The organism is Paenibacillus sp. GCM10027630 (assembly GCF_042676305.1).
Lineage (GTDB): Bacteria > Bacillota > Bacilli > Paenibacillales > NBRC-103111 > Paenibacillus_S.
This window is the reverse complement of the sequence record NZ_JBHTGY010000039.1, coordinates 85,342-107,002: the sequence shown is the minus strand read 5'-3', so window position 1 is coordinate 107,002 and position 21,661 is coordinate 85,342. Positions and strand designations below refer to the sequence as shown.

Genomic DNA, 21,661 nt, shown 5'->3' with positions numbered 1-21,661 from the left:
GTATAAGGCAATCTTTATTCCAGTAGTAGTGCACCACAATAGGATAGCAACATTTCGACAGTGGGTAGCTCAGTTATTAGCTTCATTTGCTCCACTCACTCCCAGGTACTATAATTTAGTAGGTAAAATCAATGCCTGATCTTGGCAATTGTTCTTGGAAAGGGGATTCCTTTAATGTTGTTAGCTATATTAATTTTCATCGCTTCCGGACTTGCTGAAATCGGCGGAGGCTATATGGTATGGCTCTGGATCCGAGAGTCTAAGCCGCATTGGTACGGTGTTGTCGGAAGTTTAATCCTTGTTTTATATGGGATTATTCCAACATTACAGAGCTTCCCTGCGTTTGGACGCGTATATGCAGCCTATGGCGGAGTTTTTGTTGTGCTGGCTGTGTTATGGGGTTGGTTTGTCGATAAGAAAACACCTGACATGTACGATTGGATAGGTGCTGCTGTTTGCGTTTTAGGAGTCTCCATAATGCTTTGGGCTCCAAGAAGCTAACTTATCCCACCTACATTATTGTGCACAAGATGTCGGATGCATACATTCAGCTTCTGCTATTCTGTTGATAAAGGAGGTCATATTAGTGGATATGCTTAAACATATGAATGGAGCAATAAAGTATATGGAGGAAAATCTTACTTGCGATATTGATTATAAAGAAGCGGCGAGGCTGGCTTTTTGCTCCGAATATCATTTTAAAAGGATGTTTTCCTTCCTTGCGGGTATTACACTTTCGGAATATATCCGCCGCAGACGACTTACTCTTGCAGCCTTTGAGCTCAAAGACAGCAACGTAAAGGTCATTGATATTGCTTTGAAATACGGATACAACTCACCCGATTCTTTTACAAGAGCCTTTCAAAATATGCATGGCTTAACTCCTTCAGAAGCCAGAAATAATGGCCATTCACTGAAAGCCTATCCTCAAATGACCTTCCAGTTATCAATTAGAGGAGGAATGGAAATGAATTATCGTATTGAAGAAAAAGAGGCTTTTCAAATTGTAGGCATTATGAAAAGAGTTCCTATCATTTTTAACGGAGTTAACCCGGCAATTGCCTCCATGTGGGAAAGTTTAGATGTTGAAACGATTCATAAACTTAAATCACTTTCAAATGTCAAACCTGTGGGATTGCTAAGTGCCTCCACGAACTTTTCTGAAGGCAGAATGGAGGAAAAAGGGGAGCTTGATCACTTTATTGGTGTGGCTACAACTTTGGACTGTCCAGATAATCTAACCCAACTTGAAGTTTCTGCCTCAACATGGGCTGTATTCGAAGCAGTCGGGCCATTTCCTGATACATTACAAAACGTATGGGGACGCATCTATTCCGAATGGTTTCCATCCTCTAACTATGAGCAAATTGAAGGTCCTGAAATACTGTGGAATAAAGATAAAGATGTAACATCGCCTACTTTCCAAAGCGAAATATGGATACCCATTTCGAAATTGTAAATCTGACCCAACAACACTTATGTTTATAATTAAACGGCAGAAAGAGACCCACATCGACAGGATGGGGGTCTTAATTTTATTGTGAAGTTTACCATCCATCATGATGTTTCTGCTAACTTAGCGGGCCATAAAGCATTCGAGCACGAACAACGTTTATTGGTTCATTTATAGGTATATCCAGGAAATATTCCAACTGCCATCTCTGAGTTTTAAGAGCCTGGCTGCTTTTTGGCTTGTCCCAAGGTGGGTATACACGTATTGCCCGTTTACCCCCCTCACCATTATTTGATACTATATTCTGTTGAAATAAGACGGTTTTCGGGAATACAAATTGACCAAAGTTATTACCTTGGCGTGTACTAATAACGAAAAAGTCGACTGGATCTGATCCATCAAACGGTTGGGTTGACCCATCCCCCACTCTCTGCCATAGCGTCACAAATTGCCCGACCTTAGTAGGAGTAATTTTAGCAGCACGAAATCTAATGGACATAGAATTCATATTAAATAAATAAGCCCCATATTCAGCGTTTTGTGCTTCCAAGATTGGTTGAGAGCATTCAAACCCGCATACCTTATAGACAAGCTCCCTGGTGGCTAGCAGATCACTATGAATGGTATCTGAAAAAGCCCGAGAACTTTGATTGTTAGAGCCTGCTTCCGTTAAAGTACGGTTGTTCCTATCCATATACTTAAATCTCCTGTTTCCATATAAGTTGGTTGCTTATCTACGATCGGTTACGCAGGGCGATAGCCGGGTTGCAGGACATTAAACTATCCAGCACGCTGCGATCAATTCCCCATTCCTCAGCAAATGGAATAAACTCCGTGAACAGCTTATGATATGGCCGAATATCACCGCCTTGCTCTTTTCCAACCGTGTACCAGCCCAGGTCCTGAGACAGCAGCAGCTTCTCTTTCATTCCGCGATCGAGAAAAGCTTGGAGCAGCCTGCAGTTATCCTCATGAGGCCAACGCATGATGGAATCAAGCTCAATCCACATCCCCTGCTTGAATGCCAATTCATGCATGTCTAAATCTTTTTCGTTCTGGGCGTGAACCCAGATGAATCGAGACGGATCAAAGTGGCGCTCTGCCATAATTTCCAGCACATGCATGACCGCTAAGCCATCGTTCGTATGGGCTTGGATTGGCAGACCGGTTTCTAGCGATGTGGTCAGTGCAGCACGGACGATCTTCTCCTGTACCGGGTTAAGCCGGCCTTTGTTCAGCGCGATCTTAATAAAGCCCGGCTTGACCCCGCTATCTCCGATTCCATCGTCATATTCGTGAATCCACAGCTTGGCAAGCTCCGGTTCCGGTATTTCGTACACAAATGGCGACAAATATGGAGCTTGATAAAATCCAGTATTCGTGATGATATGCAAGCCCGACTTTTCGGCCAACTCGCGTAATAAATGGGGATCCCGTCCCAAATATTCCGGAGAGCAATCGACAAACGACCTACAGCCCACACTCTTAAGCTCCAACAAATAAGGTAAAATATGGTCGACTACTTCTTGTCGATCATAATCATCTCGCGTCAGCTTCCCGTCTTCGATAAAGCCAACCAAAATATGCTCATGCGGCAGGGTAACACCAAGCTCCCTTTCTTCGATCGGACCAAGCACCGTATGTATCATAGTAGTGAGCCTTCCTTTGTCAGCATCCAATCAAATGTTTCTTTCAGAGCATCCTCCAGCTTCAACTGCGGCTTATATCCGGTTACTCAGTTAACCGTGAAGTGTCATAAATGCGATGCCTTGCATGATGGACATCGTTTGGCTTATTTTGCAAAAATGAGTGAAGCAGCACGGAGCTGAATTGCAGCTCTACGTCCAATAATCCGGCAACGATCTCGTAGTATCGCTTTGCCGTTATCGCATCAGGCCCTGCACAATTAAAAATATGTCCGAAGCTCTGCTCCATCCCGGCTATATGTGCGATGCAGAGCGCAATTTCGCGAGTCCATACCGGCTGGATAAGCATCAGCCCATCGTTCAGCAGCTTCAGGCCATCTCCGCTGCGGATTTTATCCAACAGCCCCGTATCTCGACCGAGCACCTGGTCGCTTCCTAGCTCCTTTCCCGCACCCAAAATATGAGGCGGCCGAAGAATCGTCACAGGGAAACGCTCTTTCTCCCAGGCCTCCAGAAACAACCGCTCACAATCAAGCTTCCCTACCGCATATGCTGTGTCACGCTGCGTTTCAGCCGACTCCGCTATTGGAAATACCGTCCGCGTAGTGGACGCGTATACATAATCGGTACTGATAAAAACATAATGCCCGCAACGTCCGTTCAAGCTGTGTAAGGAGTTCAATGAATCAAGCTCCTTATAACCGGCGCAATCGACAACAAGGTCGTAATGACGACCCTCCAATGCCGCTTGCAGCTCCTCCCGAATGGAACGATCTGCCTGAATAATGGTACCGCCCTTAGTAACTGGCTTGTTACCTCGGCTAAGCACATGTGTGTCCCAACCGTCCTCGATCAGTTGTGTAGTTATCGCGCCGCCGAGAAATCCGCTGCCACCTATGATAAGTGCGATTTTTCCCATAATCTATCACCTCTTGGTTATATTATAAAACCATATTCGTTGAAACACCTTACTGGAAGCGATTTCATGAAATCATTATAGCAAAAAGTGGATAGGTTTTGTTAGGAAAAAGCACTTTCACATAAGTTAATATAACTCAATTTGTTCCATTTTGAAGCATCCTTTTCTCTGCTCTATACGAACAGGCTGCCGATTGAATACTTCGGCAGCCTGTTTATTTCGATAATCTTTACCCTTACTTATTCTGTATCCCACTCTGGATTATAAACTACTTCCCACAAATGACCATCCGGATCTTGGAAGTAGCCTGAATACCCTCCCCAAAAAGTTTCATGAGCAGGTACTTTAATAATAGCACCGGCCTTCTTCACTTCTTCCATCACCTTATCAACCTCTTCTTGGCTGTTTACATTGTGACCGATGCTGAATTCAGTAGGGCTTGCTTCGGTCTGATTGATCTTCGCGTCATAGGCGAGATTTTTACGACTAAATAGGGCAAGCCTTAAACCCGCTTCCAAGTCGAAGAAGGCAACAGCACCATGCTCAAATTCTTGGCCTATAATCCCTTTTGTCGGGAGCCCTAGACCATTGCGATAAAACTCCAAAGATCGCTCCAAGTCATCTACACCCAATGTAATAACTGTAATACGTGGTTTCAAAGTAAATACCTCCCTATCATTGTGTTCCTTAATATCCTAACGGTTTCTAATAATTAAGGATTGTAGAAATCGGACATGCTTCCAAACTCTCTGAGCGCAGTAAGCGGAGAATCACCGTAAAAGCGTTTGAAATCTCGTATCATATGGGCTTGATCAAAATAACCATGATCTAACGCAAGGGCAACTCCGTCTATTCTTCGTGAGCTTTGTATGCAGTCTATAATCGCTTGGAATCGAACAACATCACAAAATCTTTTTGGGCTCGTACCGATCCATTGATAAAATATCCGATTCATATGACGTGAGCTAATCACTTCTTTATCAGCTAATTCCTTTACGCTCGTTTTTCCTTTAGCTACAAAAATGTGATAGAGCAGATTATTTATTATGCTGTCGTTCATGTTGTTTTTAGTCCTCATGCTAGAGAGTAGATATTGCTCCATAATCTGAGCCCTATTCTCGAAAGACGGCTCTTCGAAAATCCGATATCCAATTTCACTTGCGAATCCGGGCCAAACCAAATCTATGTCAAAATGAGAATTAGCCAGCTCATGCAGTGGCAAACCTAACAAAAAATGCGCTCCACCTGGAAAAAATCGTACGCCAAACTTTCTCACCGGGAAATTCTTATCGTAAGCAATTGTAAAGGAACTATCAAAAAATCCGCAAAAAACAATCCTGAATGTATTTCGCTTGAGGTCATGTACAAATAAAATGTCATTGCAGCCGTCCGGCAATACCCTGTCGACTGATTCTTCACGTATCACATTGAAGGATTGGGAAGCATCTAGGTGCTGTTTTTCCGTCACCGGTTCAGTTAGCCAATAACAAGATACATATGGAGCTAGTAACAGCGAGGGGGATATTTCCGTATATTTGTACGCTGCAACTCTGCCGCTTGCTTGTTTTGGCCGAAAAAGCGAATGCATCTGTACTTGCATGACGTTCGTCCCCCATTTGACTGTATGATTCACTACTATTAATGACTTATTTAGGGCCTGGTCTCTTTTGATTTCAGCACACTGTTACATACCCCTATAAAAACTATTACAATGAACGGCTCGGCTGTAACGTTAATATTACCATCGAGCTTGGCTCAGTGGTATACCCTTTGTGGTCATGCTTTTTCTTCAATCAAAAAAAACGACCCTAAGGCCGTGTCAGATTATATGGATACTCTTGCCCATGCGCGAATAGGAAATGCGCTCATACCTTGAAGCTTCATAGGGACTGCAGAGAATCGAAACCCTTCAGCCGGAAGCTGCTCCAGGTTGCAAATGTTCTCCACGATCAGAATTCCTGCTTCGAGCAGGATCGAATGAACAGGACGCTCGGGGTCACCCGTGTCATCTATATTATGGCTATCGATCGCAACGAGTAAAGCCCCCTCATCGCGCAAATATTCCGCGGCATCTCTTGTTAGGTAGGGATGCTCCTTAAAATAGACAGATGTCCCCCACGATTTCCAATGCCCCGTCTCGATAAGTACAGCTCGGTCACGAACATCACTCGCAGCTAGAACTTGTCTCGAGATTGCTCTCCCATTCTTCCCTTCGAAACGGATGACGATGCCATTGAGGTCAGCTATCGAATCAATTGGCAATTCAGCAATATCGGGCATACCGGCAAATCAATGAGCAGGACTGTCAATAGAAGTTCCTGCGTTAGCCACCATATCAACCCGGCCAATGTGAAAGGTAACTCCTGGAGCGTAATGCCCTTCAGAATTCTCATGACTCAAATAATCCGATACCTGTGGTTTCGGAAAGCCAGGGTACGTTTCCATTCCGTTAACGATCGTGTGGCTGAGGTCTATTACACGTTTATCCATTGCTGACGTATTATCAGGCATAACTAAATCTTCCTTTTTAATAGTTATTTGTAGTTTAGTCCAACTTCTGATCTGCAATTGTTTCTCTTAATAATCCTATAAATTTTTGTGCAGCAAAGCCTATATATTTTTCTTTGTGGTAAGCGAGTCCAATCTGCCTGCGAACAGGCGGCTTCTCAAGTTTGATCATTCTAATATTATCATTTGTCCATATTGTCAAGAGAGTTTTTGACAGGATGGATACTCCGGCTTGGGCTTGCACTAAAGTGAGAATCGATTCCGTTGCATCGGTTTCAATGATGGGATTTATTTGAGCTTCTATGGTTTTAAAAGCGGCATTAATTTGTTGTCGACACTGATATTTTTCTGGAAATAAGATGAAATGCTGATCCTTCACTTGCTCTAAATCAATGGTTTTCTTTGCAGCCAAAGGATGATTGTTCGAAACGGTCAAATACAAATCTTCTTCGTATAAGAGCTCTGTCGTAATTCTTTCATCATGAATCGGAATAATTGTTAAACCTATATCAATCTCATTACGAATGATTCCTTCTGTAACATCATCACGGCCAATCACTGCGATTTGAATGTATGGGTAATTGTTATGAAAATTGAAAAGTACTTTGGAAACCAATTGGTTCAGTTCTCCCGTCAAAACGCCGATTGAAAGCCGGCCACATTTAACTTCCTGCAATTCTTCGATTTCTTCTTGGGCATTTTGCAGGCTATTAAATACTTGGTTACTATGCTTTAAAAGGATTTCTCCTGCTTCCGTCAGTGCAGTCTTCTTTCCGATTCGATCGAATAGCGGCATTCCGATTTCAATTTCTAATGCCTTTATTTGATGACTTAATGTGGGTTGGGTCACCCCTAACTTTTCGGACGCACGAGTGAAATGCAGCTCCTTGCATACTGCCATAAAGTATTCTAGTTGTCTTAATTCCATATTATATTTGCCCTCCATAAGCCATGAATACTAATAATCAAAATAGAAATGGTTGTTAGTTCTAACTTGGTTATTATTCTTTCCAGGGTGAATGTAATACGCAATCGCAAAAGTTTATCCCTTGAAATCCTGGGAGCAAACGAGCACAAACATCTGCTTTTATATTACCAAATGTCGTTTCTGGTTTATGTTTGAAGCCTTCGAGGAATGCTGGCAATATCTTATTTTTAAATTATTACGCGGAAATGCAGATACAACCTTTTCACGCACTTCTTCTGTGATACTGTCAAAATTCTCACCCATCACATCGTAACCAACTCCCGAATAAATGAGAGCAACCTCAGGTTCTTTATATTGTGCAATTCCAATCGTTGTGTGAAAAGCAATCGCATCCCAAACTAAACGGATAGAATCATCGGGTACCCCGTGTTGCTGAAGATAACTGCGGGCTGCATTGGCACCATCTACCTCGAAACGTTTATCCGCGCTGCTATAATGCTTGGTAAGTCCCAAATCGTGGAATAGGGCACTAATATAAAGCAACTCAGGATCGAACTTAACCGCTGCCTTCTGACCTTGAAGGACACCAAAAAGAAAAACACGATGGGAATGGTTCCACAATAAATCATTACCATGCTCACGCAGCAACTCAGCTGCTCCAATGGCTAATTTACTATCGGGAATTTTGATATCTGCAATGATTGTAGACATAAAGTTCACCCTCCTAATTTGGATTTATATGCTCCCTGATTGTAACTGTACAGAAATAATTGATCAATATTATCATTTCTATAGTAACAATAGATTTTGCGCATGATAAGCCGTGATAAGCTTCATCCATGCAGCTTTTTGATCCATTTATGCCCTATCTGGTGACAGCTTGCGTCAGTACTTCCCCTATTTACAGCTAAAAGAATATATGGTAAATTGATTTTAGTTTCACTTCACGATAACATGTTTCACTAGATGAAATTAGTGTAATTCTAGCAAGTTAATAAGGAGGAAACAACAATGGAAGATTCGGTTAAGAACAAAGTGCAGCAGCAATTTGGTAAAAACGCTGAAAAATATGTCACTAGCAAGCGACATGCCAAAGGCGAAGATTTGTCGTTACTCGTCTCATTTTCCAAAGCCGATAAGAATATGGATGTACTTGACATTGCAACGGGCGGCGGACATGTGGCGAACGCTCTCGCCCCTTTGGTTCATCGGGTTACAGCCTATGATTTGACTGAAGAAATGTTAACGACTGCTGCTAAATTTATCCGCGGGAACGGTCATTCAAACGTCGAATTTGTTAAGGGTGACGCAGAACAGCTTCCTTTTTCCGACGCTTCTTTCGATCTTGTTACTTGCAGAATTGCAGCACATCATTTTCCGGATATCCCTGCTTTCGCGAAAGGAGCCTTCCAAGTCGTCAAACCTGGGGGCAAGCTGCTCCTTATTGACAATGTAGCTCCTGAGAAAGATGGTTTCGATCAATTCTACAATGAGATAGAGAAGCAAAGAGATCCTAGTCATGTTCGTGCATGGAAAAAATCAGAATGGATCAACCTTCTGGAGAGCGTAGGCTTCCGCATCGAAACGATCGTTTGTTTCCCGAAACCATTCCAGTTTCATGACTGGTGCGAGCGATCAGCACTCCCGGTGGAGGAAACAGCTTTGTTGGAGGCCAAGATGCTGCAAGTCTCAGAGGAGATGCAGCAGTTCTTCTCAATTCAAACCGATGAATCAGGCGGACTGTCAAGCTTCACAGGTGAAGTTGTTTATTTCCAAGCCATTCGTCCATCTTAACTTTATTAAGTTAGCTCAACTTACTTTAAGTGTTGACATAACAGCAAGATATGACTTCCATATACAAAATGCCGGCGTGAGCTGAAGCATCAAATTGTACCGCTCGCTCGATATGTATAGCCTGGAGATGCCTCTCATACATTGGAACATACGAACTATGGGGAGCTGATTGCTATGCTGGATCGGGGAGCGCAATACGAGCATCAATTTTGGCTGCAAATTTTGGGGGATCATTCCCGTTTTATTCATAACACTTTGTATCCAACCGAACACAAGGATATCGAAGCTTCCGGACAATTCATTCGGCAATTTGATTGGCTGCTCGAACGATCACGCGGGTCGTTAAATCCTGCGCAGCTTTCGGAATTGAATCATGCAGCCCATCGGGAGACAATCAGCTTGCGCGCCTATAAATTAAACCTGCTGGATAGATCTCTGCTAGGCGCGGTCAAAATCGGTATATCGCCTTCCTTCCTGAATCATATGGTTAATGAGCTAGAGGAATATATTCGTATACTTGATGAGCTGCTGGCAGGGAAAGCTATACCGAATTACCCTCCCATCCACCATGATCTACTATGGCTGTCGGATGCTGCCTTTCATTCCTCAGCCATTTCAACGTCGCTGGACTTCGTGGAGAGGCGGTTGATCGCCCGAAGTAAAATGTTCGAGCAGCATTTTAGCGAATATTATTTAAAGGCTATTGAACTGGCCGGATATTTGCGAACGATGAGAAATCAGTATCCCGCGTTTATCCGCTTTCATCGAGACATTAACATGGAAATGACTATGTTTATGGCTTTTCTAAAAGAATTGGAGCAGCTCGATTTAAGCAAGGAACTGCTTGGCAGCATGAGTCCACTACTTCCTGATCATATGTATCGGGAGGAATGCTATTATTTGCAAAAGCTCGCACAATCCGGAGAAATTACCACACCAGCCTGTAATCCGACCACATCTCGAGTAGATGGATGAATTTCACCGTGTAATCAAATAGAGGAGCTGTCACGAAGCAAGCCCTTCAATATTAGTAACGATACCAACCAGATACTTACGGGCACTAGAAAAAGGGTTACAAACCGGCATAACCGGATATGTAACCCTTTTTTGTATTGTTAGTTTGCAGTTATTTGAGTTCCATAAAACTTATACGACCGACGTATGGTTCATAATAGCATTAATAATAGTATCCCAATCGTTGAAATGTATTTCGTGGCCAGTTCCTTCGAGGGATAGCAGCGTTGCATCGGGAATTTCATTGACAAGAGCTAGACCATGTTCATATGGAAGTATGATGTCTTCTGTACCGTGAATAACCAATACAGGTACCTTGATTCTCTTTAATTTCCCCTCAAAAGAATCATCACCTTTAAGAAGTGCATGATTAAACATACTTAGTAGGTTATTGGCTCTTTTTATTTCTTTTCTTACCTGCTTATAGGCTCTCATCTCATCGAATTTATGTTTTGAACCACTGAGCAAGCCCGACCCTGCAACCAGGTAATTGGCAACCATTTCTTCATCTGACCAATTTAAAGCAGCTCCATTAGCATGAAAAGCCAATATCCTCTCATCCATTGGAGGTAAACCCCGGTCGTTGTCATCTGACCCGAAAATAGTTGAGGCTATCAATGTCATTGTTAGAATCTTGTCAGGATGGCGCAATGCTATAATTTGAGCTATCATCCCCCCTAACGACAGGCCGACAATATGTGCTTGCTCAATATGGTATGCTTCAAGTACCCCAACCGCATCATCAGCCATGTCTGCTACCGTATAATGAGAACTTCCCGGCTCATAGGCAATTGAGCGGCCGACATCTCGGTTATCATATCGAATCACATATCGCCCCGTATCCGCAAGCCGTTGACAAAATTCTTCATCCCAATAAACCATTGAACACGTGGCTCCCATAATGAGTAACACCGCTGGATTTCGGGGGTCCCCAAAGCTTTCTGCGCATATATCAATTCCGTTAATATTAAATATCTCTTCGCTCATGGTTATTCCTCATTTCATTCGATTTTGTTAAATGTAAACATGCACACTTAAATAATACCCAACACATTTTCCGAAAAAATGGATGAGCTTATTTGAACTGCACCTCAATTAACGTAAACGAATGAATTTGATAATCACGATAAGCACTCTCCTATACATATCTCAATAAGGGGTTTAACCCACTTCCGATTATAACATTTTTCTCTTTAATCAAAAAGAGGAGCTGCAACGTGCAGGCCCTCCTTCTCGTTTAACATAAATCATCTTCGATTCTACTTAAGCAAAGTAAGGATTACTTCCACAAAATTATCTACAAATGATCGTTCGGGACGAGATTTCATCATCACGGTAAGCCCTATTAACGATACGACTAATGTCTGTGCTAATTCTTTTGCCTTTACATCGTGACTAAGCTCACCTGAGCGCATACCTCGTTCAACCGCTTCTTGAAATAGTACCGAAAGATACATCTGATGTTCCCTTGTTAGGATTTCAAATTTCTCATCATGAGGCGCAAGCTCCACCATCGTATTGATGCAAAAGCATCCCCGGTTGGCACTTTTTTCATATTCTTTCGCCACTATAGTTTCAAAAAAAGCACGGAATGCTTCTTTGACAGAAGGATGGTTCTGAAGACTCGATCGTACATAGGCAGCATGGAATTGCGTATATTTGCGCAAGGCAGCTTCAAACAGTTCTTTTTTATCTCCAAAGGCCGAGTATATGCTTGGTCGCTGAATGCCCATTTTTGATGTCAAATCGCTTAAAGAGGTAGCTTCAAACCCCTTTTCCCAAAATAGTTGCATAGCTGCATCCAATGCCTTTTCCTCGTCAAATTCGCGTAGTCGAACCATAACAGAGCCCCTTTTCGTATCGAACAGTATGTTATGATTTTATTGTTAGAAGGCGGTTTTGTCAACAAAATCGTTCTTTTTTTGTAATGCATTGACAGTTTATATTTTGGGTAGTATATTAATCAGGAATCTTATTGTACTGATCAGTATGTTATAAAATTTGACCAAACTAATTGTTGAGGAGGTGTCATTGTTTTATGGAGAAGTTTGTTGAAAAACCAATCGAATCGCCCTCTTTAATGTCTCGATATGTGGCATACTTATTTGCAATAGCCTGCGGATTGTTTGTTGCCAACATCTATTACGCTCAGCCCCTTCTGGACGCTATTTCGAGCGAGTTCGGCATTACTCATTCATCCGTTGGCATTATTATAACTATTACTCAGGTTTGTTACGCGCTGGGATTGCTGCTGTTAGTGCCGCTCGGCGATTTCGTCAATCGACGTCGGCTAATCGCTGGGCAGATGCTTATATCTGTGCTGGCTCTGATTGTTGTCAGCACAGCCCGTACTAGTACGATATTGTTCATAGGCATAGCTGCGGTTGGGCTTCTAGCAGTCGTAACCCAAGCACTCGTTGCGTTTGCGGCAACTTTGGCTGCTTCAGCAGATCGTGGACGTGTTGTTGGTATGGTGACAAGCGGGATAGTTGTCGGCATTTTACTTGCCCGAGCTTTCGCCGGTGTTTTGACGGATCTAGCCGGTTGGCGTTCGGTGTATCTTGTATCTGCGGTATTGACGCTAATAATGGCAGGCGCGTTGATTCGGGTGCTTCCGCATGATGAGCAAGAAAGAGAAAGGAAATCATTATCCTACCTACAGCTGCTGCGATCAGTGTTTATGTTGTTCGTGCAAGAACGAATCCTGCGAATTCGTGCTGTGTTAGCTCTGTTGATTTTCACCGCATTCAGTATATTATGGACTTCCCTGGTGCTGCCCCTCAGTGCCCCGCCAATTTCTCTTTCGCATACCGCGATTGGAGCGTTTGGTCTCGCTGGAGTTACAGGAGCGTTAGCGGCAGCACGAGCAGGCCGACTTGCTGATCGCGGCTTAGGGCAAAAGACCACAGGCGTAGCCTTGGTTCTATTGCTAGTTTCATGGCTGCCGATTAGTTATACCGAACATTCGCTTCTCGCTTTAATTGTTGGTATTATCCTCCTTGACCTGGCGGTACAAGCCGTACATGTCACCAACCAAAGCATGATCTTTACTGTGCGCCCTGAATCACGCAGCAGGCTTACCGCCGGTTATATGATTTTCTATTCCATTGGCAGCGCCATCGGATCCATCGCATCTACCCGTATTTATCATTTCCTAGGCTGGAATGGCGTGTGCTTGTTAGGAGCAAGTGTCAGTGCTCTCGCTCTACTATTCTGGTCATTAACTCGTAGCACAGGACGTTACATTAACCCCATTAAATAATATTAATAACACAAAGAAAAACGCCATCTTCCTTTTCAAGAAAGTGACGTTTTCCTTTGTGCTATTTTGTGGCAATGATATCCCAATCGGATGCAGTGAAATTCCCCATATGCCAGAGAGAAATGCCTTTGAGACCATAGACTTTGGCGAGCCAGATTTTTTTGGCAATACTTTGAGTATCTTCATAATAGATTTCATTTATATTACTGCCGTCCTGGTATTGGACCAGCTTCAGGAAATACGGCATACTCCACGTTTTGGAAGCATTAGGATCGGCAATTCGTTTCTCCACCAGCTCAATAGCAGGCTTGGCCGTTGTTGTCTTGCTGTTCGTTGTGATCCACTGATTGGCCTGCTTTGAAATGCCCAGCACCAACTTACTAGCCGGCACCCCCTGCTTGAGAGCTCTCTCCACCCCATCCCTGACTAAAGGTAAAGGGGCAGAAGGAAGATGTGAATCATCATGCGTAAAATCGTAAGCCATGAGAATAAGAGAGTCCGCCGCTGCGCTGAGGTCTTTATAATTATAGCCTTTATAATAATGATCGGTCGGTACGCAAACAGAGAGTGTCTTGCTTCCAATGGCGGCTTTTACATCCCTCACAAACTGCGTATAATTCGGGGCGTCCGATCCCTCAATCAATCCTTCTAAATCAAGAGAGACACCGGAAAATCCAAATACCGGATCGCTAAGCTTAGCTACAAGTTGGCTGATAAATATCTTCTGCGCCAGAGCATCCTTCAAAAATGCCGACAGCTTCTCCCTATCGTTGAAAAAAACCATTAAGTCTTTATTCACATTCGCTTTGTCGGCGGCCTTCAACACTTCCTCGAACCCGTCTGGAACTTGATAGGTAGTTGTATTTGTCCCCAATTTGGCTGTGCCCGCTGTATCGTATTCGAGATGGGACCAGCCCATCGCAACATTGTCGACTAGAGACATACGCGTGATGGCGGGGCTCGATTTGATCGCGTAGAATCCGGTTACTTCCAATTCCTGTCCAACCGTTTCAATATCAATCAGACGATTAATCACAGCGGCGGCTTCACTGCGAATTAATCCGCTTTTCGGCCGAAAGCCCTGGTTATCACCTTCCATGACGGTCCGTTTTACTGTATAGAACACATAGGGTGCAAGCTTGTTGCTAATTATCTGGCTATCGCTATACGCACGTGCATCCCGTTCTTTCGACCAATCCCCCGATATCCACTGTGGGCCAACGGATTCATCCTTGTCCAATAGATACATACCGACGACGGCTGCCACTTCTTCACGTGAAATCGGCTGCTCCGGCTTAAATTCGTCTGCCTCGTTCACCATAAATTCGATCCAGTGCCGCTCCGAGGCAGCTGCAATGTATGGAGCCGACCATCGGCTGACCGCATCCGCAGGCACCGTTCCCGAAGTTTGGGAAATATCCAGCTTGGCCGCAGTAACCAACAGCTTAATAAAAGCTTCCCGTGACAATGCTTCTTCAGAATGATATTTGGAATCTGGATACCCTTCAATAATACCGAGCGCCGATAACGTATATACGTAATCTTTTTCCCAAGACTGCTCCATTATATCTTTATATTTAGCCATTGGTACGTCGTAGGCATATGCATTTCCGGCTGCTACGAACAGAAGTAAAATCATAAATCCTGTAATCTTATTGTACATATTACACTCCTTCTCTATGACGTCAACCTTTTTAGACGTGCCTAAACAGAGAAAGGTTGCTAGATTCATATCTTCCTTTACTATTCCGTTGAATTCAATAATATAAGACTGATGAAATACTGATAATTAGCCTTATACTAGTCCTCCATACTCACTATTTGCATCACAAGACTTGTCGCATTTTTACAATACGAAGTTTTCGAGGAATACTATAATCATATTTATCATCAAAAGTCGCTCAAAACCGAAATCAGAGTTTAACGAAGTCATTCGATTTGTCTCTGTTGCCGTGCCCAGCTCAGCTCTAGACAAAACCTTAAGAATTGCAACGACAACTCACACAACTTTATTCGAATGATTCGATTCGAAGCCACTGCCTCATCCTCAAAAACCTTCATCTATACAGTTATTTGACTTGTATATCGGCAGATTCTTGAATTCATGCGAATGTGCATTTATTTTTTCATTCTTAACTGAATCGGTGCGTTTTCCATGGAAATTGATGTACTTTCACAGGTCTTTTATCCCAATCGCGATTTCGGTAGAAAATAACTGCATGTTAGCAGGCTTTTATGAGGAGAAATAGTCGGAGGAGGGTCAAGCACTGATTTTGAGTTGGAGCCTCAAAGGGGTACAATAGGGTCAAAAATAACAATGAAAAGGTGACAATAATGAGCAAATTTGGAATGTACGTGAAATTCACAGCTAAATCCGGTCAGCGGGACGCTCTGGCAAACATCTTGTTAGACAGTGCGGCTTCTGCACAATCGCTTAAGGAATGCGAGTTATACATCGTCAATATCTCTGACACCGAACCCGATACCATATGGGTGACAGAGGTGTGGAGCGATCCAGAAGCACATGAGGCGTCCCTTGCTCAAGAAGAAACAAAAGCTTCTATTCAACTGGCCATGCCGTTAATAGCAGGAGTGGAAGCAACCAAGGTAAGGCCTATTGGTGGCAAAGGACTTTAGTTGGGCAGCCGCGTTCAGAGTGTGAATTGCTTCACAGCAGACGACCCATTAAACTATAGGAAGCCGTATTATTCTACTAAATGTAGAGTATCACGGCTTATTTGTAGTTAATGGAACGCCGTCCACAACATAGAAATTCCGGAACATAACAAGAGAAAATCTAGCACATACTTGAATGAAACAATACTCATACGCTGCACAACACTTTTCGCTATAAACGTGCCCAGCATAAGAGATACACCTACAGTAACTCCTTGTAATATTAATTCTATTGGAAGAGCTCCTAGCTCACGGAAAGTTACAACTTTACTTATATATAGTGCAAGTGAGCTGGCAGCTTCCGTAGAAAGAAAGGCTCCCTTCATTAATCCGTAAGAAGTGAATGCCGGAACACTGAGGGGGCCAGTAGATAGAACTAAGCCGGTCAAAAAACCAATGATCCCCCCAATAATAGATAGCTGCCATAAACGAATATGTAATTTTTTTGCATCAAGCCAATGCCTTATAGGAATAATAACCAGAAAAAAAATGCCTAGTCCGATATCGACAATATGTACGGGTAATACCCACAAAGTTTGTGCACCTATCGCTGCGGCAGGTATACCTGTTATTGAGTAAGCGGCAAATGCTTTCCAATCGATCTCACGCCACCAGGCAATAACTCTTGAAATATTCGCCATGACAGCAGCTACTGCCATAATCGGTACTGCTTGCTTGGGACCAAAGGTAAACACAAGTACGGGCAATAACATGATGGATGAGCCTGTTCCAATAACACCGCTGATAGCTCCTGCTAACAGTCCTACAAATAATACAAATAAATATTGTCCCAACTATAGCACTCCTAATTGAACCATCTAAAAAGATAGCAATAAATTATGAAGGATCTGATAAGATTTTAACACAAAGACTATTGATGAGCGATCAGAGAAAATTTCAACAGGTTTGCTGGAAATATCGTCTCTCTGAAATTGATGTTGTTTTTGGTGGGAAAACTAAAAGAAATCCCGGTAGGATCAAATTCATCTCCGGGATTATGTGATTCTAAATTAGATAAGGACAGCTCTAATAATTTGAGCATTTCTCAATACTCTTGTAACGATAATTCCTCTTGAATTCATAAACTTGATTGTTGTGGTAAGACTTCCCACTCACGCTATTACTCTTGCATTAAAAACGATAGTGGTACCAGTGTTAGTTCTGAAGACAATACCATAGAACCGGTTGACTATAAGGTTCATATATATCACCTCTCTTTCTGTGTGATGATATACTCTATTCATATCCTTCATAACAGAGAGGGCTTATTTAATAGATTTATAGAAACAATGCGAATCATACTTACTAAAGTTGAGAAACTATATAAAAACGAGTAAAATATAGGTATTAAGGAGGCGAATCCACTTGGCTAATCAAATAAAAAATATGGAAATTGGAATCAGCACTTTTTTGGAAACTACGCCAGACCCAGTGACAGGTGAGGTCATCAGCCACGCCGAACGGCTGCGTCATGCAGTTGAGGAGATCGTATTAGCCGATCAGGTTGGTCTGGATGTCTATGGAATTGGGGAGCATCATCGAGCCGATTATGCAGGTACTGCACCAGCTGTTGTACTTGCGGCAGCTGCTGCCATGACCAAGCGGATCAGGCTCACGAGCGCCGTCACCGTACTTTCCTCTGACGATCCGGTTCGTGTTTATCAAGCCTTCTCCACTCTGGATGGCATCTCAAACGGACGCGCCGAAATTATGGCAGGCCGAGGTTCGTTCATTGAATCCTTCCCGCTATTCGGTTATAGTCTGGATGATTATGACGAATTGTTCGAAGAAAATCTGGAGCTTCTTCTTGCTGTTCGCTCCTCAGAGAAAGTGACTTGGCGCGGCGGTCATCGTCCGGCAATTGATAACCTGGGCGTCTATCCACGATCCGTTCAGAGCCCTCTCCCTGTTTGGATCGCAAGCGGCGGGAATGCCCAATCAGCTGTTCGGGCCGGAATGCTCGGCCTTCCTATAGCATTCGCCATTATCGGCGGAATGCCTGAGAGCTTCGCTCCTTTAGTCGAGCTCTATAAGAAAGCTGCGGCACGAGCTGGGCATGATCCTGAAACACTGCCGATTGCAACGCATTCTCACGGATTTGTAGGAGAATCCACCGAGCAGGCAGCTGATTTATTTTTCCCTTCAACGCAGGCTCAAATGAACGTCATTGGTCGGGAACGGGGTTGGGGGCAGCCCTACAATCGCACCACTTATGATGCCGCACGCAGTCTACGAGGCGCTCTCTATGTCGGCGATCCGGAATATGTTGCTGAAAAGATTATTCTGCTGCGCAAAAATTTGGGGGTTACTCGTTTCTTCCTGCATGTAAATGTAGGTACGATGCCGCATCGTGAGGTTATGCGCGCCATCGAGCTGCTCGGGACAAGGGTCGCACCAATCGTACGTAAAGAGCTTGCTCGAAGCGAGTCGAAGGATTAAATAGAGAAAAACTTATTAAGCTTGCACCACAATTGAAATTGAACATCTGTGCGCTGATATTAACTAAGCCCGTACCCGCTAACACCTATTACTTATATGAAGCTGTCAAATACTTTTCTTTTCAGGCAGCTACTTCTTTCCATAAAGAATGATCAGTCGAAGCAATAGCGGACGTATTCGTTCCGCTATTGAACGGAAAGCACAAAAAACAGAGAGATAACGGAAGAACTACTTCCGTTATCTCTCGTTTTTGTGCATAGTATTCATCATTCGCTCCAAATAGCGGAAACCCGACTTCCGCTATCGTCTTAAATTGGAGGCGGATGATTAAATAACGGAACTTTCAGTTCCGTTTAGTACCTTCGGAGCACATCGCTACTACCCCGCTATCCAGATATAGAAACTCGTGGGTCCACACTTTCTTTTATATCCTTCCCTACAGCAGAATAAGGTTTGATTGAACCATCAATCCATCCTTGCTCTAACCCTCCAGCTTAACGAATATCGGAAAATTTAAACATATCCTTGAAAAAGACGAGCTGTGGAGGCACCGACTCATATACTCCGAAATGTTCCATAAGCTCCAGCTCGATCTGCTCCTTGAAGGATAGCAGCTCGCTCTCCTCCTCCACCGTCAGCTCCATAATTCGATAGCCAATTGAAATATGGAAGCGATAGTCATCGTGATCAGGAAACCGCAGCCCTAGCTCGTTCGAGACTTCGTCTCGGAACTCTTTCAGCTTTCTGGTGTCATCAACCGCCAGCGGCAGCAGATTGACGGTCAAAGCAAGTCCGTTAGTGTTCAAGTAGTTAAACTTCATGTTAAAACCTTCCGGTACACGAACCTTTGCCCACTTCTCCCGAAAAAAGCGGTCCACTTCCTCCAATGGTGCATCCAGCGGCAAATAGCGCGACCAAAGCTCTTGTTTCCGATCCTCGTCGCAAACGCCCTGAATGATGGTCATATGGTAGCTTGATGGCGGCAGCATCGTGAATTTCTGTGAGCAGGAAAGCTTGTGGAAGTTTTCTGCCAGCTTGACCAATTTTGGGTATACCGCATGATTCGGATCAATCGGACAGATGACCGTGTTGCCTGGAAAATAACGTACGGACCCATCCTCGTGGAATTTACGGCCAACCGCCTTCGTGAATACGCGATGGGAAACCGTATTGCTGCTTGAATCAAGACTAGTGCTGTTCAACCTTTCACCGCCCAAATAATCACTGCCATTCGAATAATTCATAGAAATATAATCCCCTTCCTTTTAGAATAGCTTAGGCCATTACTACAATTGTACCATCTACTTCACTGAGCCATCGACCATTCCCTTAACAAAATGCTTCTGCAGTGACAAATACAATACAGTGGCGGGAATGATCGCGAGCAGTGCTGCAGCTGCTGCAGCGTTCAGGTTCGTGTTGTTTTGGCTGAAAAAAGATGAAATCGCCAGTGTAACAGTGCGTTTGAGAGGTGACTGCATAAAGTATAGCGAGAATGAATAATCATTCCAGATCGACACGCTGTTCATAATGATCACAGTTGCAGTAACCGGCATCATGGAGGGAAGCAGAATGCGGTAAAATACACTGAATTTGCTGCAGCCATCGATAGTTGCGGCTTCGTCAAGCGCTTTAGGAATCGTAGCGATAAAATTCGAATACAGAAAGATACAAGCCGGCAGCTTATAGGTAGTAATCAGCAATATGATCCCCCAAAACGTGCTGACGCCTCCGAGCCCTGCCACCAAGCTGTACAAAGGAACCAATATTGTCAGCTTGGGTACCATCATGACAGCCAAAATGAAGCTAATCATGGTCAGATTGAAACGGTTTTTGACACGCGCCAGAGGATAAGCCGCCATCGCGCCGAGCAGAGCAATCAGCAGCACCGAACATATAGTCACAACCATGCTGTTCATCATTGCTTGCAGCAGCTTGCCGCCTCCCAAAGCCAGACGAAAGTTGTCCAGAAAGAAGTAATCCGGCAAAGTCCACCGGGATGTATAATCATTCGTTTTTTTGAAAGCCATAGTGATCAGGATATAGAAAGGCACAAAATGGATAGCCATGATGATGAGCCCTACGGTATTTTTTAGAAGACCTGCATAGTGCTTCATCAATACTCCACCTCTCTCTTCCTGAAAATTTTCAGCATCACATAACTGACCGATATGACCAATACAAATGTAATGAGCCCAATCGCCGCTGCATAGCCAGCGTTCTGATTTTCAAAATAAAAGTAATTGATCAAGGAAGACATCGAATGTGATTCAAATCCCGGTCCCCCTGAGGTTAGCGAGATAACAATAGCGAATAGCTCCAGACCTCCAATCAAATTAAGCATAAAACTCGTAGTAATGGCTGGTATCAGAAGGGGCAGTGTAATATGGCGGAACCGGCTCAGACCATTGGCTCCATCGATGGTAGCTGCCTCCTGCAGCGATTGTGGAATGCTCTGTATACCGGCCAAATAAATGATCATCGAAGTGCCGACATACTGAAAAGCGTTGATGCCTGTAATGATCCACACAGCGCGCGAGCCTTCAGCCATCCAGTCCACTGGCTCAAAGCCGAGTGACGCGAGCATATCATTAATCGCCCCTCCATCATACTGGACAAGGAAATACCAGATATAGCCCATAATCAGCTGAGCCACGATGACCGGCATGTAGACGATGGTACGCACCAGTATCCGACTTCGAAACTTCATATTGAGCAGCAGTGCATACAAAATTCCGAAAAAGTTTTGCAGAATCGCGCTTCCGAAACCATATATAAGCGTATTCAACAGCGACTTTGTAAAGCGTACATCTGTCATCAGCTTACTGTAATTATCAAAGCCGATATAGCTGTACTTTTGCGAATAGCCGTTCCAGTTTGTGAATGAAATTTGAATGCCCGAGACAAGGGGGTAAGCCACGAACAGTAAAAACAAACATAAAGCAGGCGCATACATCAAGGATAACCCCTTGTCTGAGTTAATCATTATTGCTATTTTCCGTCTCATTGCGCTCTCTCCTCG

The 21,661-nt window shown here is 43.6% G+C and carries 22 protein-coding genes and 1 pseudogene; 7 read left to right on the top strand and 16 right to left on the bottom strand.

The features are described 5' to 3' along the window. The first annotated feature begins 174 nt into the window (after positions 1-174). Both ACFQ0C_RS20975 and ACFQ0C_RS20970 read left to right on the top strand, forming a co-directional pair. Positions 175-501 carry a YnfA family protein gene (locus ACFQ0C_RS20975; protein WP_379369204.1) on the top strand — a complete coding sequence of 109 codons (327 nt, stop codon included), beginning with the start codon at positions 175-177 and terminating at the stop codon, positions 499-501. 85 nt (positions 502-586) lie between these two features. Further along, on the top strand, positions 587-1,459 hold the full coding sequence (locus ACFQ0C_RS20970) for an AraC family transcriptional regulator (protein ID WP_379369202.1): 873 nt from the start codon (positions 587-589) through the stop codon (positions 1,457-1,459). Positions 1,460-1,571: 112 nt separating this feature from the next. On the opposite strand, the gene ACFQ0C_RS20965 is transcribed toward ACFQ0C_RS20970, so the two are convergent. The 9 genes and pseudogenes from ACFQ0C_RS20965 to ACFQ0C_RS20925 form a co-directional block, all read right to left on the bottom strand. Beyond that, positions 1,572-2,147, bottom strand: coding sequence for a MepB family protein (locus tag ACFQ0C_RS20965; RefSeq protein WP_379369200.1), 576 nt, complete (start codon positions 2,145-2,147; stop codon positions 1,572-1,574). Between the two features lie 40 nt (positions 2,148-2,187). Further along, positions 2,188-3,102, bottom strand: a complete 915-nt coding sequence (locus ACFQ0C_RS20960) for a phosphotriesterase family protein (RefSeq protein WP_379369198.1) — start codon at positions 3,100-3,102, stop codon at positions 2,188-2,190. An 82-nt stretch (positions 3,103-3,184) separates the two neighbouring features. Further along, positions 3,185-4,018, bottom strand: a complete 834-nt coding sequence (locus ACFQ0C_RS20955) for an NAD-dependent epimerase/dehydratase family protein (RefSeq protein ID WP_379369196.1) — start codon at positions 4,016-4,018, stop codon at positions 3,185-3,187. Positions 4,019-4,257: 239 nt separating this feature from the next. Further along, on the bottom strand, positions 4,258-4,677 hold the full coding sequence (locus tag ACFQ0C_RS20950; protein WP_379369194.1) for a VOC family protein: 420 nt from the start codon (positions 4,675-4,677) through the stop codon (positions 4,258-4,260). Positions 4,678-4,730: 53 nt separating this feature from the next. Next, complete coding sequence (locus ACFQ0C_RS20945) at positions 4,731-5,618, bottom strand: DUF6597 domain-containing transcriptional factor (protein WP_379369192.1); 888 nt, start codon at positions 5,616-5,618, stop codon at positions 4,731-4,733. A 224-nt stretch (positions 5,619-5,842) separates the two neighbouring features. Then, complete coding sequence (locus ACFQ0C_RS20940; RefSeq protein WP_379369190.1) at positions 5,843-6,298, bottom strand: cyclase family protein; 456 nt, start codon at positions 6,296-6,298, stop codon at positions 5,843-5,845. A gap of 9 nt (positions 6,299-6,307) precedes the next feature. Continuing rightward, positions 6,308-6,529 carry a cyclase family protein gene (locus tag ACFQ0C_RS20935; protein ID WP_379369188.1) on the bottom strand — a complete coding sequence of 74 codons (222 nt, stop codon included), beginning with the start codon at positions 6,527-6,529 and terminating at the stop codon, positions 6,308-6,310. Between the two features lie 34 nt (positions 6,530-6,563). After that, a complete protein-coding gene (locus ACFQ0C_RS20930; RefSeq protein ID WP_379369186.1) occupies positions 6,564-7,454 on the bottom strand; it encodes a LysR family transcriptional regulator in 891 nt (296 codons plus the stop codon). A gap of 73 nt (positions 7,455-7,527) precedes the next feature. Continuing rightward, a pseudogene (locus ACFQ0C_RS20925) lies at positions 7,528-8,165 on the bottom strand (HD domain-containing protein). Between the two features lie 300 nt (positions 8,166-8,465). Here ACFQ0C_RS20925 and ACFQ0C_RS20920 point away from each other — a divergent pair. After that, the gene (locus tag ACFQ0C_RS20920) at positions 8,466-9,248 is read left to right on the top strand and encodes a class I SAM-dependent methyltransferase (protein ID WP_379369183.1); all 783 of its coding nucleotides are present in this window, start codon (positions 8,466-8,468) and stop codon (positions 9,246-9,248) included. A 141-nt stretch (positions 9,249-9,389) separates the two neighbouring features. After that, positions 9,390-10,223, top strand: a complete 834-nt coding sequence (locus ACFQ0C_RS20915; protein ID WP_379369181.1) for a DUF2935 domain-containing protein — start codon at positions 9,390-9,392, stop codon at positions 10,221-10,223. A 171-nt stretch (positions 10,224-10,394) separates the two neighbouring features. On the opposite strand, the gene mle is transcribed toward ACFQ0C_RS20915, so the two are convergent. Next, positions 10,395-11,249: an alpha/beta fold macrolide esterase gene (gene mle / locus ACFQ0C_RS20910; protein WP_379369179.1), complete on the bottom strand. Its 855-nt coding sequence runs from the start codon at positions 11,247-11,249 to the stop codon at positions 10,395-10,397. 272 nt (positions 11,250-11,521) lie between these two features. After that, positions 11,522-12,103: a TetR/AcrR family transcriptional regulator gene (locus ACFQ0C_RS20905; RefSeq protein WP_379369177.1), complete on the bottom strand. Its 582-nt coding sequence runs from the start codon at positions 12,101-12,103 to the stop codon at positions 11,522-11,524. A 197-nt stretch (positions 12,104-12,300) separates the two neighbouring features. On the opposite strand from ACFQ0C_RS20905, the gene ACFQ0C_RS20900 reads away from it, so the two are divergent. Then, positions 12,301-13,524, top strand: a complete 1,224-nt coding sequence (locus ACFQ0C_RS20900; protein ID WP_379369175.1) for an MFS transporter — start codon at positions 12,301-12,303, stop codon at positions 13,522-13,524. A gap of 61 nt (positions 13,525-13,585) precedes the next feature. On the opposite strand, the gene ACFQ0C_RS20895 is transcribed toward ACFQ0C_RS20900, so the two are convergent. After that, positions 13,586-15,187: a glycosyl hydrolase family 18 protein gene (locus ACFQ0C_RS20895; RefSeq protein ID WP_379369173.1), complete on the bottom strand. Its 1,602-nt coding sequence runs from the start codon at positions 15,185-15,187 to the stop codon at positions 13,586-13,588. Positions 15,188-15,858: 671 nt separating this feature from the next. Between ACFQ0C_RS20895 and ACFQ0C_RS20890 the strand changes: the two genes are divergently transcribed. Next, positions 15,859-16,161 (top strand): putative quinol monooxygenase, encoded by a 303-nt coding sequence (locus ACFQ0C_RS20890; RefSeq protein ID WP_379369171.1) that lies wholly within the window; start codon positions 15,859-15,861, stop codon positions 16,159-16,161. Between the two features lie 107 nt (positions 16,162-16,268). Here the strand turns inward: ACFQ0C_RS20890 and ACFQ0C_RS20885 are convergent, their stop codons facing one another. After that, on the bottom strand, positions 16,269-16,994 hold the full coding sequence (locus ACFQ0C_RS20885; RefSeq protein WP_379369169.1) for a sulfite exporter TauE/SafE family protein: 726 nt from the start codon (positions 16,992-16,994) through the stop codon (positions 16,269-16,271). A 592-nt stretch (positions 16,995-17,586) separates the two neighbouring features. Between ACFQ0C_RS20885 and ACFQ0C_RS20880 the strand changes: the two genes are divergently transcribed. Further along, a complete protein-coding gene (locus tag ACFQ0C_RS20880; RefSeq protein ID WP_379369397.1) occupies positions 17,587-18,639 on the top strand; it encodes an LLM class flavin-dependent oxidoreductase in 1,053 nt (350 codons plus the stop codon). A gap of 494 nt (positions 18,640-19,133) precedes the next feature. On the opposite strand, the gene ACFQ0C_RS20875 is transcribed toward ACFQ0C_RS20880, so the two are convergent. Genes ACFQ0C_RS20875 through ACFQ0C_RS20865 form a run of 3 tightly spaced genes read right to left on the bottom strand, consistent with a single transcriptional unit; the run spans position 19,134 to position 21,646 of the window. Beyond that, on the bottom strand, positions 19,134-19,883 hold the full coding sequence (locus ACFQ0C_RS20875) for a DUF1868 domain-containing protein (RefSeq protein WP_379369167.1): 750 nt from the start codon (positions 19,881-19,883) through the stop codon (positions 19,134-19,136). A 57-nt stretch (positions 19,884-19,940) separates the two neighbouring features. Then, on the bottom strand, positions 19,941-20,756 hold the full coding sequence (locus tag ACFQ0C_RS20870; protein WP_379369165.1) for a carbohydrate ABC transporter permease: 816 nt from the start codon (positions 20,754-20,756) through the stop codon (positions 19,941-19,943). Further along, the gene (locus ACFQ0C_RS20865; RefSeq protein ID WP_379369163.1) at positions 20,756-21,646 is read right to left on the bottom strand and encodes a carbohydrate ABC transporter permease; all 891 of its coding nucleotides are present in this window, start codon (positions 21,644-21,646) and stop codon (positions 20,756-20,758) included. Before ACFQ0C_RS20865 ends, ACFQ0C_RS20870 begins: the two co-directional genes overlap by 1 nt. Positions 21,647-21,661 lie beyond the last annotated feature (15 nt).

Bases quoted from the DNA above. Each gene is read 5' to 3' on its own strand.
- ACFQ0C_RS20975 (WP_379369204.1), top strand. From the start codon at position 175: ATGTTGTTAGCTATATTAATTTTCATCGCTTCCGGACTTGCTGAAATC.
- ACFQ0C_RS20900 (WP_379369175.1), top strand. From the start codon at position 12,301: ATGGAGAAGTTTGTTGAAAAACCAATCGAATCGCCCTCTTTAATGTCT.
- ACFQ0C_RS20935 (WP_379369188.1), bottom strand. From the start codon at position 6,529: ATGCCTGATAATACGTCAGCAATGGATAAACGTGTAATAGACCTCAGC.
- ACFQ0C_RS20960 (WP_379369198.1), bottom strand. From the start codon at position 3,102: ATGATACATACGGTGCTTGGTCCGATCGAAGAAAGGGAGCTTGGTGTT.
- ACFQ0C_RS20930 (WP_379369186.1), bottom strand. From the start codon at position 7,454: ATGGAATTAAGACAACTAGAATACTTTATGGCAGTATGCAAGGAGCTG.
- ACFQ0C_RS20865 (WP_379369163.1), bottom strand. From the start codon at position 21,646: ATGAGACGGAAAATAGCAATAATGATTAACTCAGACAAGGGGTTATCC.
- mle (WP_379369179.1), bottom strand. From the start codon at position 11,249: ATGAGCGAAGAGATATTTAATATTAACGGAATTGATATATGCGCAGAA.
- ACFQ0C_RS20955 (WP_379369196.1), bottom strand. From the start codon at position 4,018: ATGGGAAAAATCGCACTTATCATAGGTGGCAGCGGATTTCTCGGCGGC.
- ACFQ0C_RS20945 (WP_379369192.1), bottom strand. From the start codon at position 5,618: ATGCAAGTACAGATGCATTCGCTTTTTCGGCCAAAACAAGCAAGCGGC.
- ACFQ0C_RS20870 (WP_379369165.1), bottom strand. From the start codon at position 20,756: ATGAAGCACTATGCAGGTCTTCTAAAAAATACCGTAGGGCTCATCATC.
- ACFQ0C_RS20940 (WP_379369190.1), bottom strand. From the start codon at position 6,298: ATGCCCGATATTGCTGAATTGCCAATTGATTCGATAGCTGACCTCAAT.
- ACFQ0C_RS20875 (WP_379369167.1), bottom strand. From the start codon at position 19,883: ATGAATTATTCGAATGGCAGTGATTATTTGGGCGGTGAAAGGTTGAAC.
- ACFQ0C_RS20965 (WP_379369200.1), bottom strand. From the start codon at position 2,147: ATGGATAGGAACAACCGTACTTTAACGGAAGCAGGCTCTAACAATCAA.
- ACFQ0C_RS20880 (WP_379369397.1), top strand. From the start codon at position 17,587: ATGGAAATTGGAATCAGCACTTTTTTGGAAACTACGCCAGACCCAGTG.
- ACFQ0C_RS20890 (WP_379369171.1), top strand. From the start codon at position 15,859: ATGAGCAAATTTGGAATGTACGTGAAATTCACAGCTAAATCCGGTCAG.
- ACFQ0C_RS20895 (WP_379369173.1), bottom strand. From the start codon at position 15,187: ATGTACAATAAGATTACAGGATTTATGATTTTACTTCTGTTCGTAGCA.
- ACFQ0C_RS20920 (WP_379369183.1), top strand. From the start codon at position 8,466: ATGGAAGATTCGGTTAAGAACAAAGTGCAGCAGCAATTTGGTAAAAAC.
- ACFQ0C_RS20905 (WP_379369177.1), bottom strand. From the start codon at position 12,103: ATGGTTCGACTACGCGAATTTGACGAGGAAAAGGCATTGGATGCAGCT.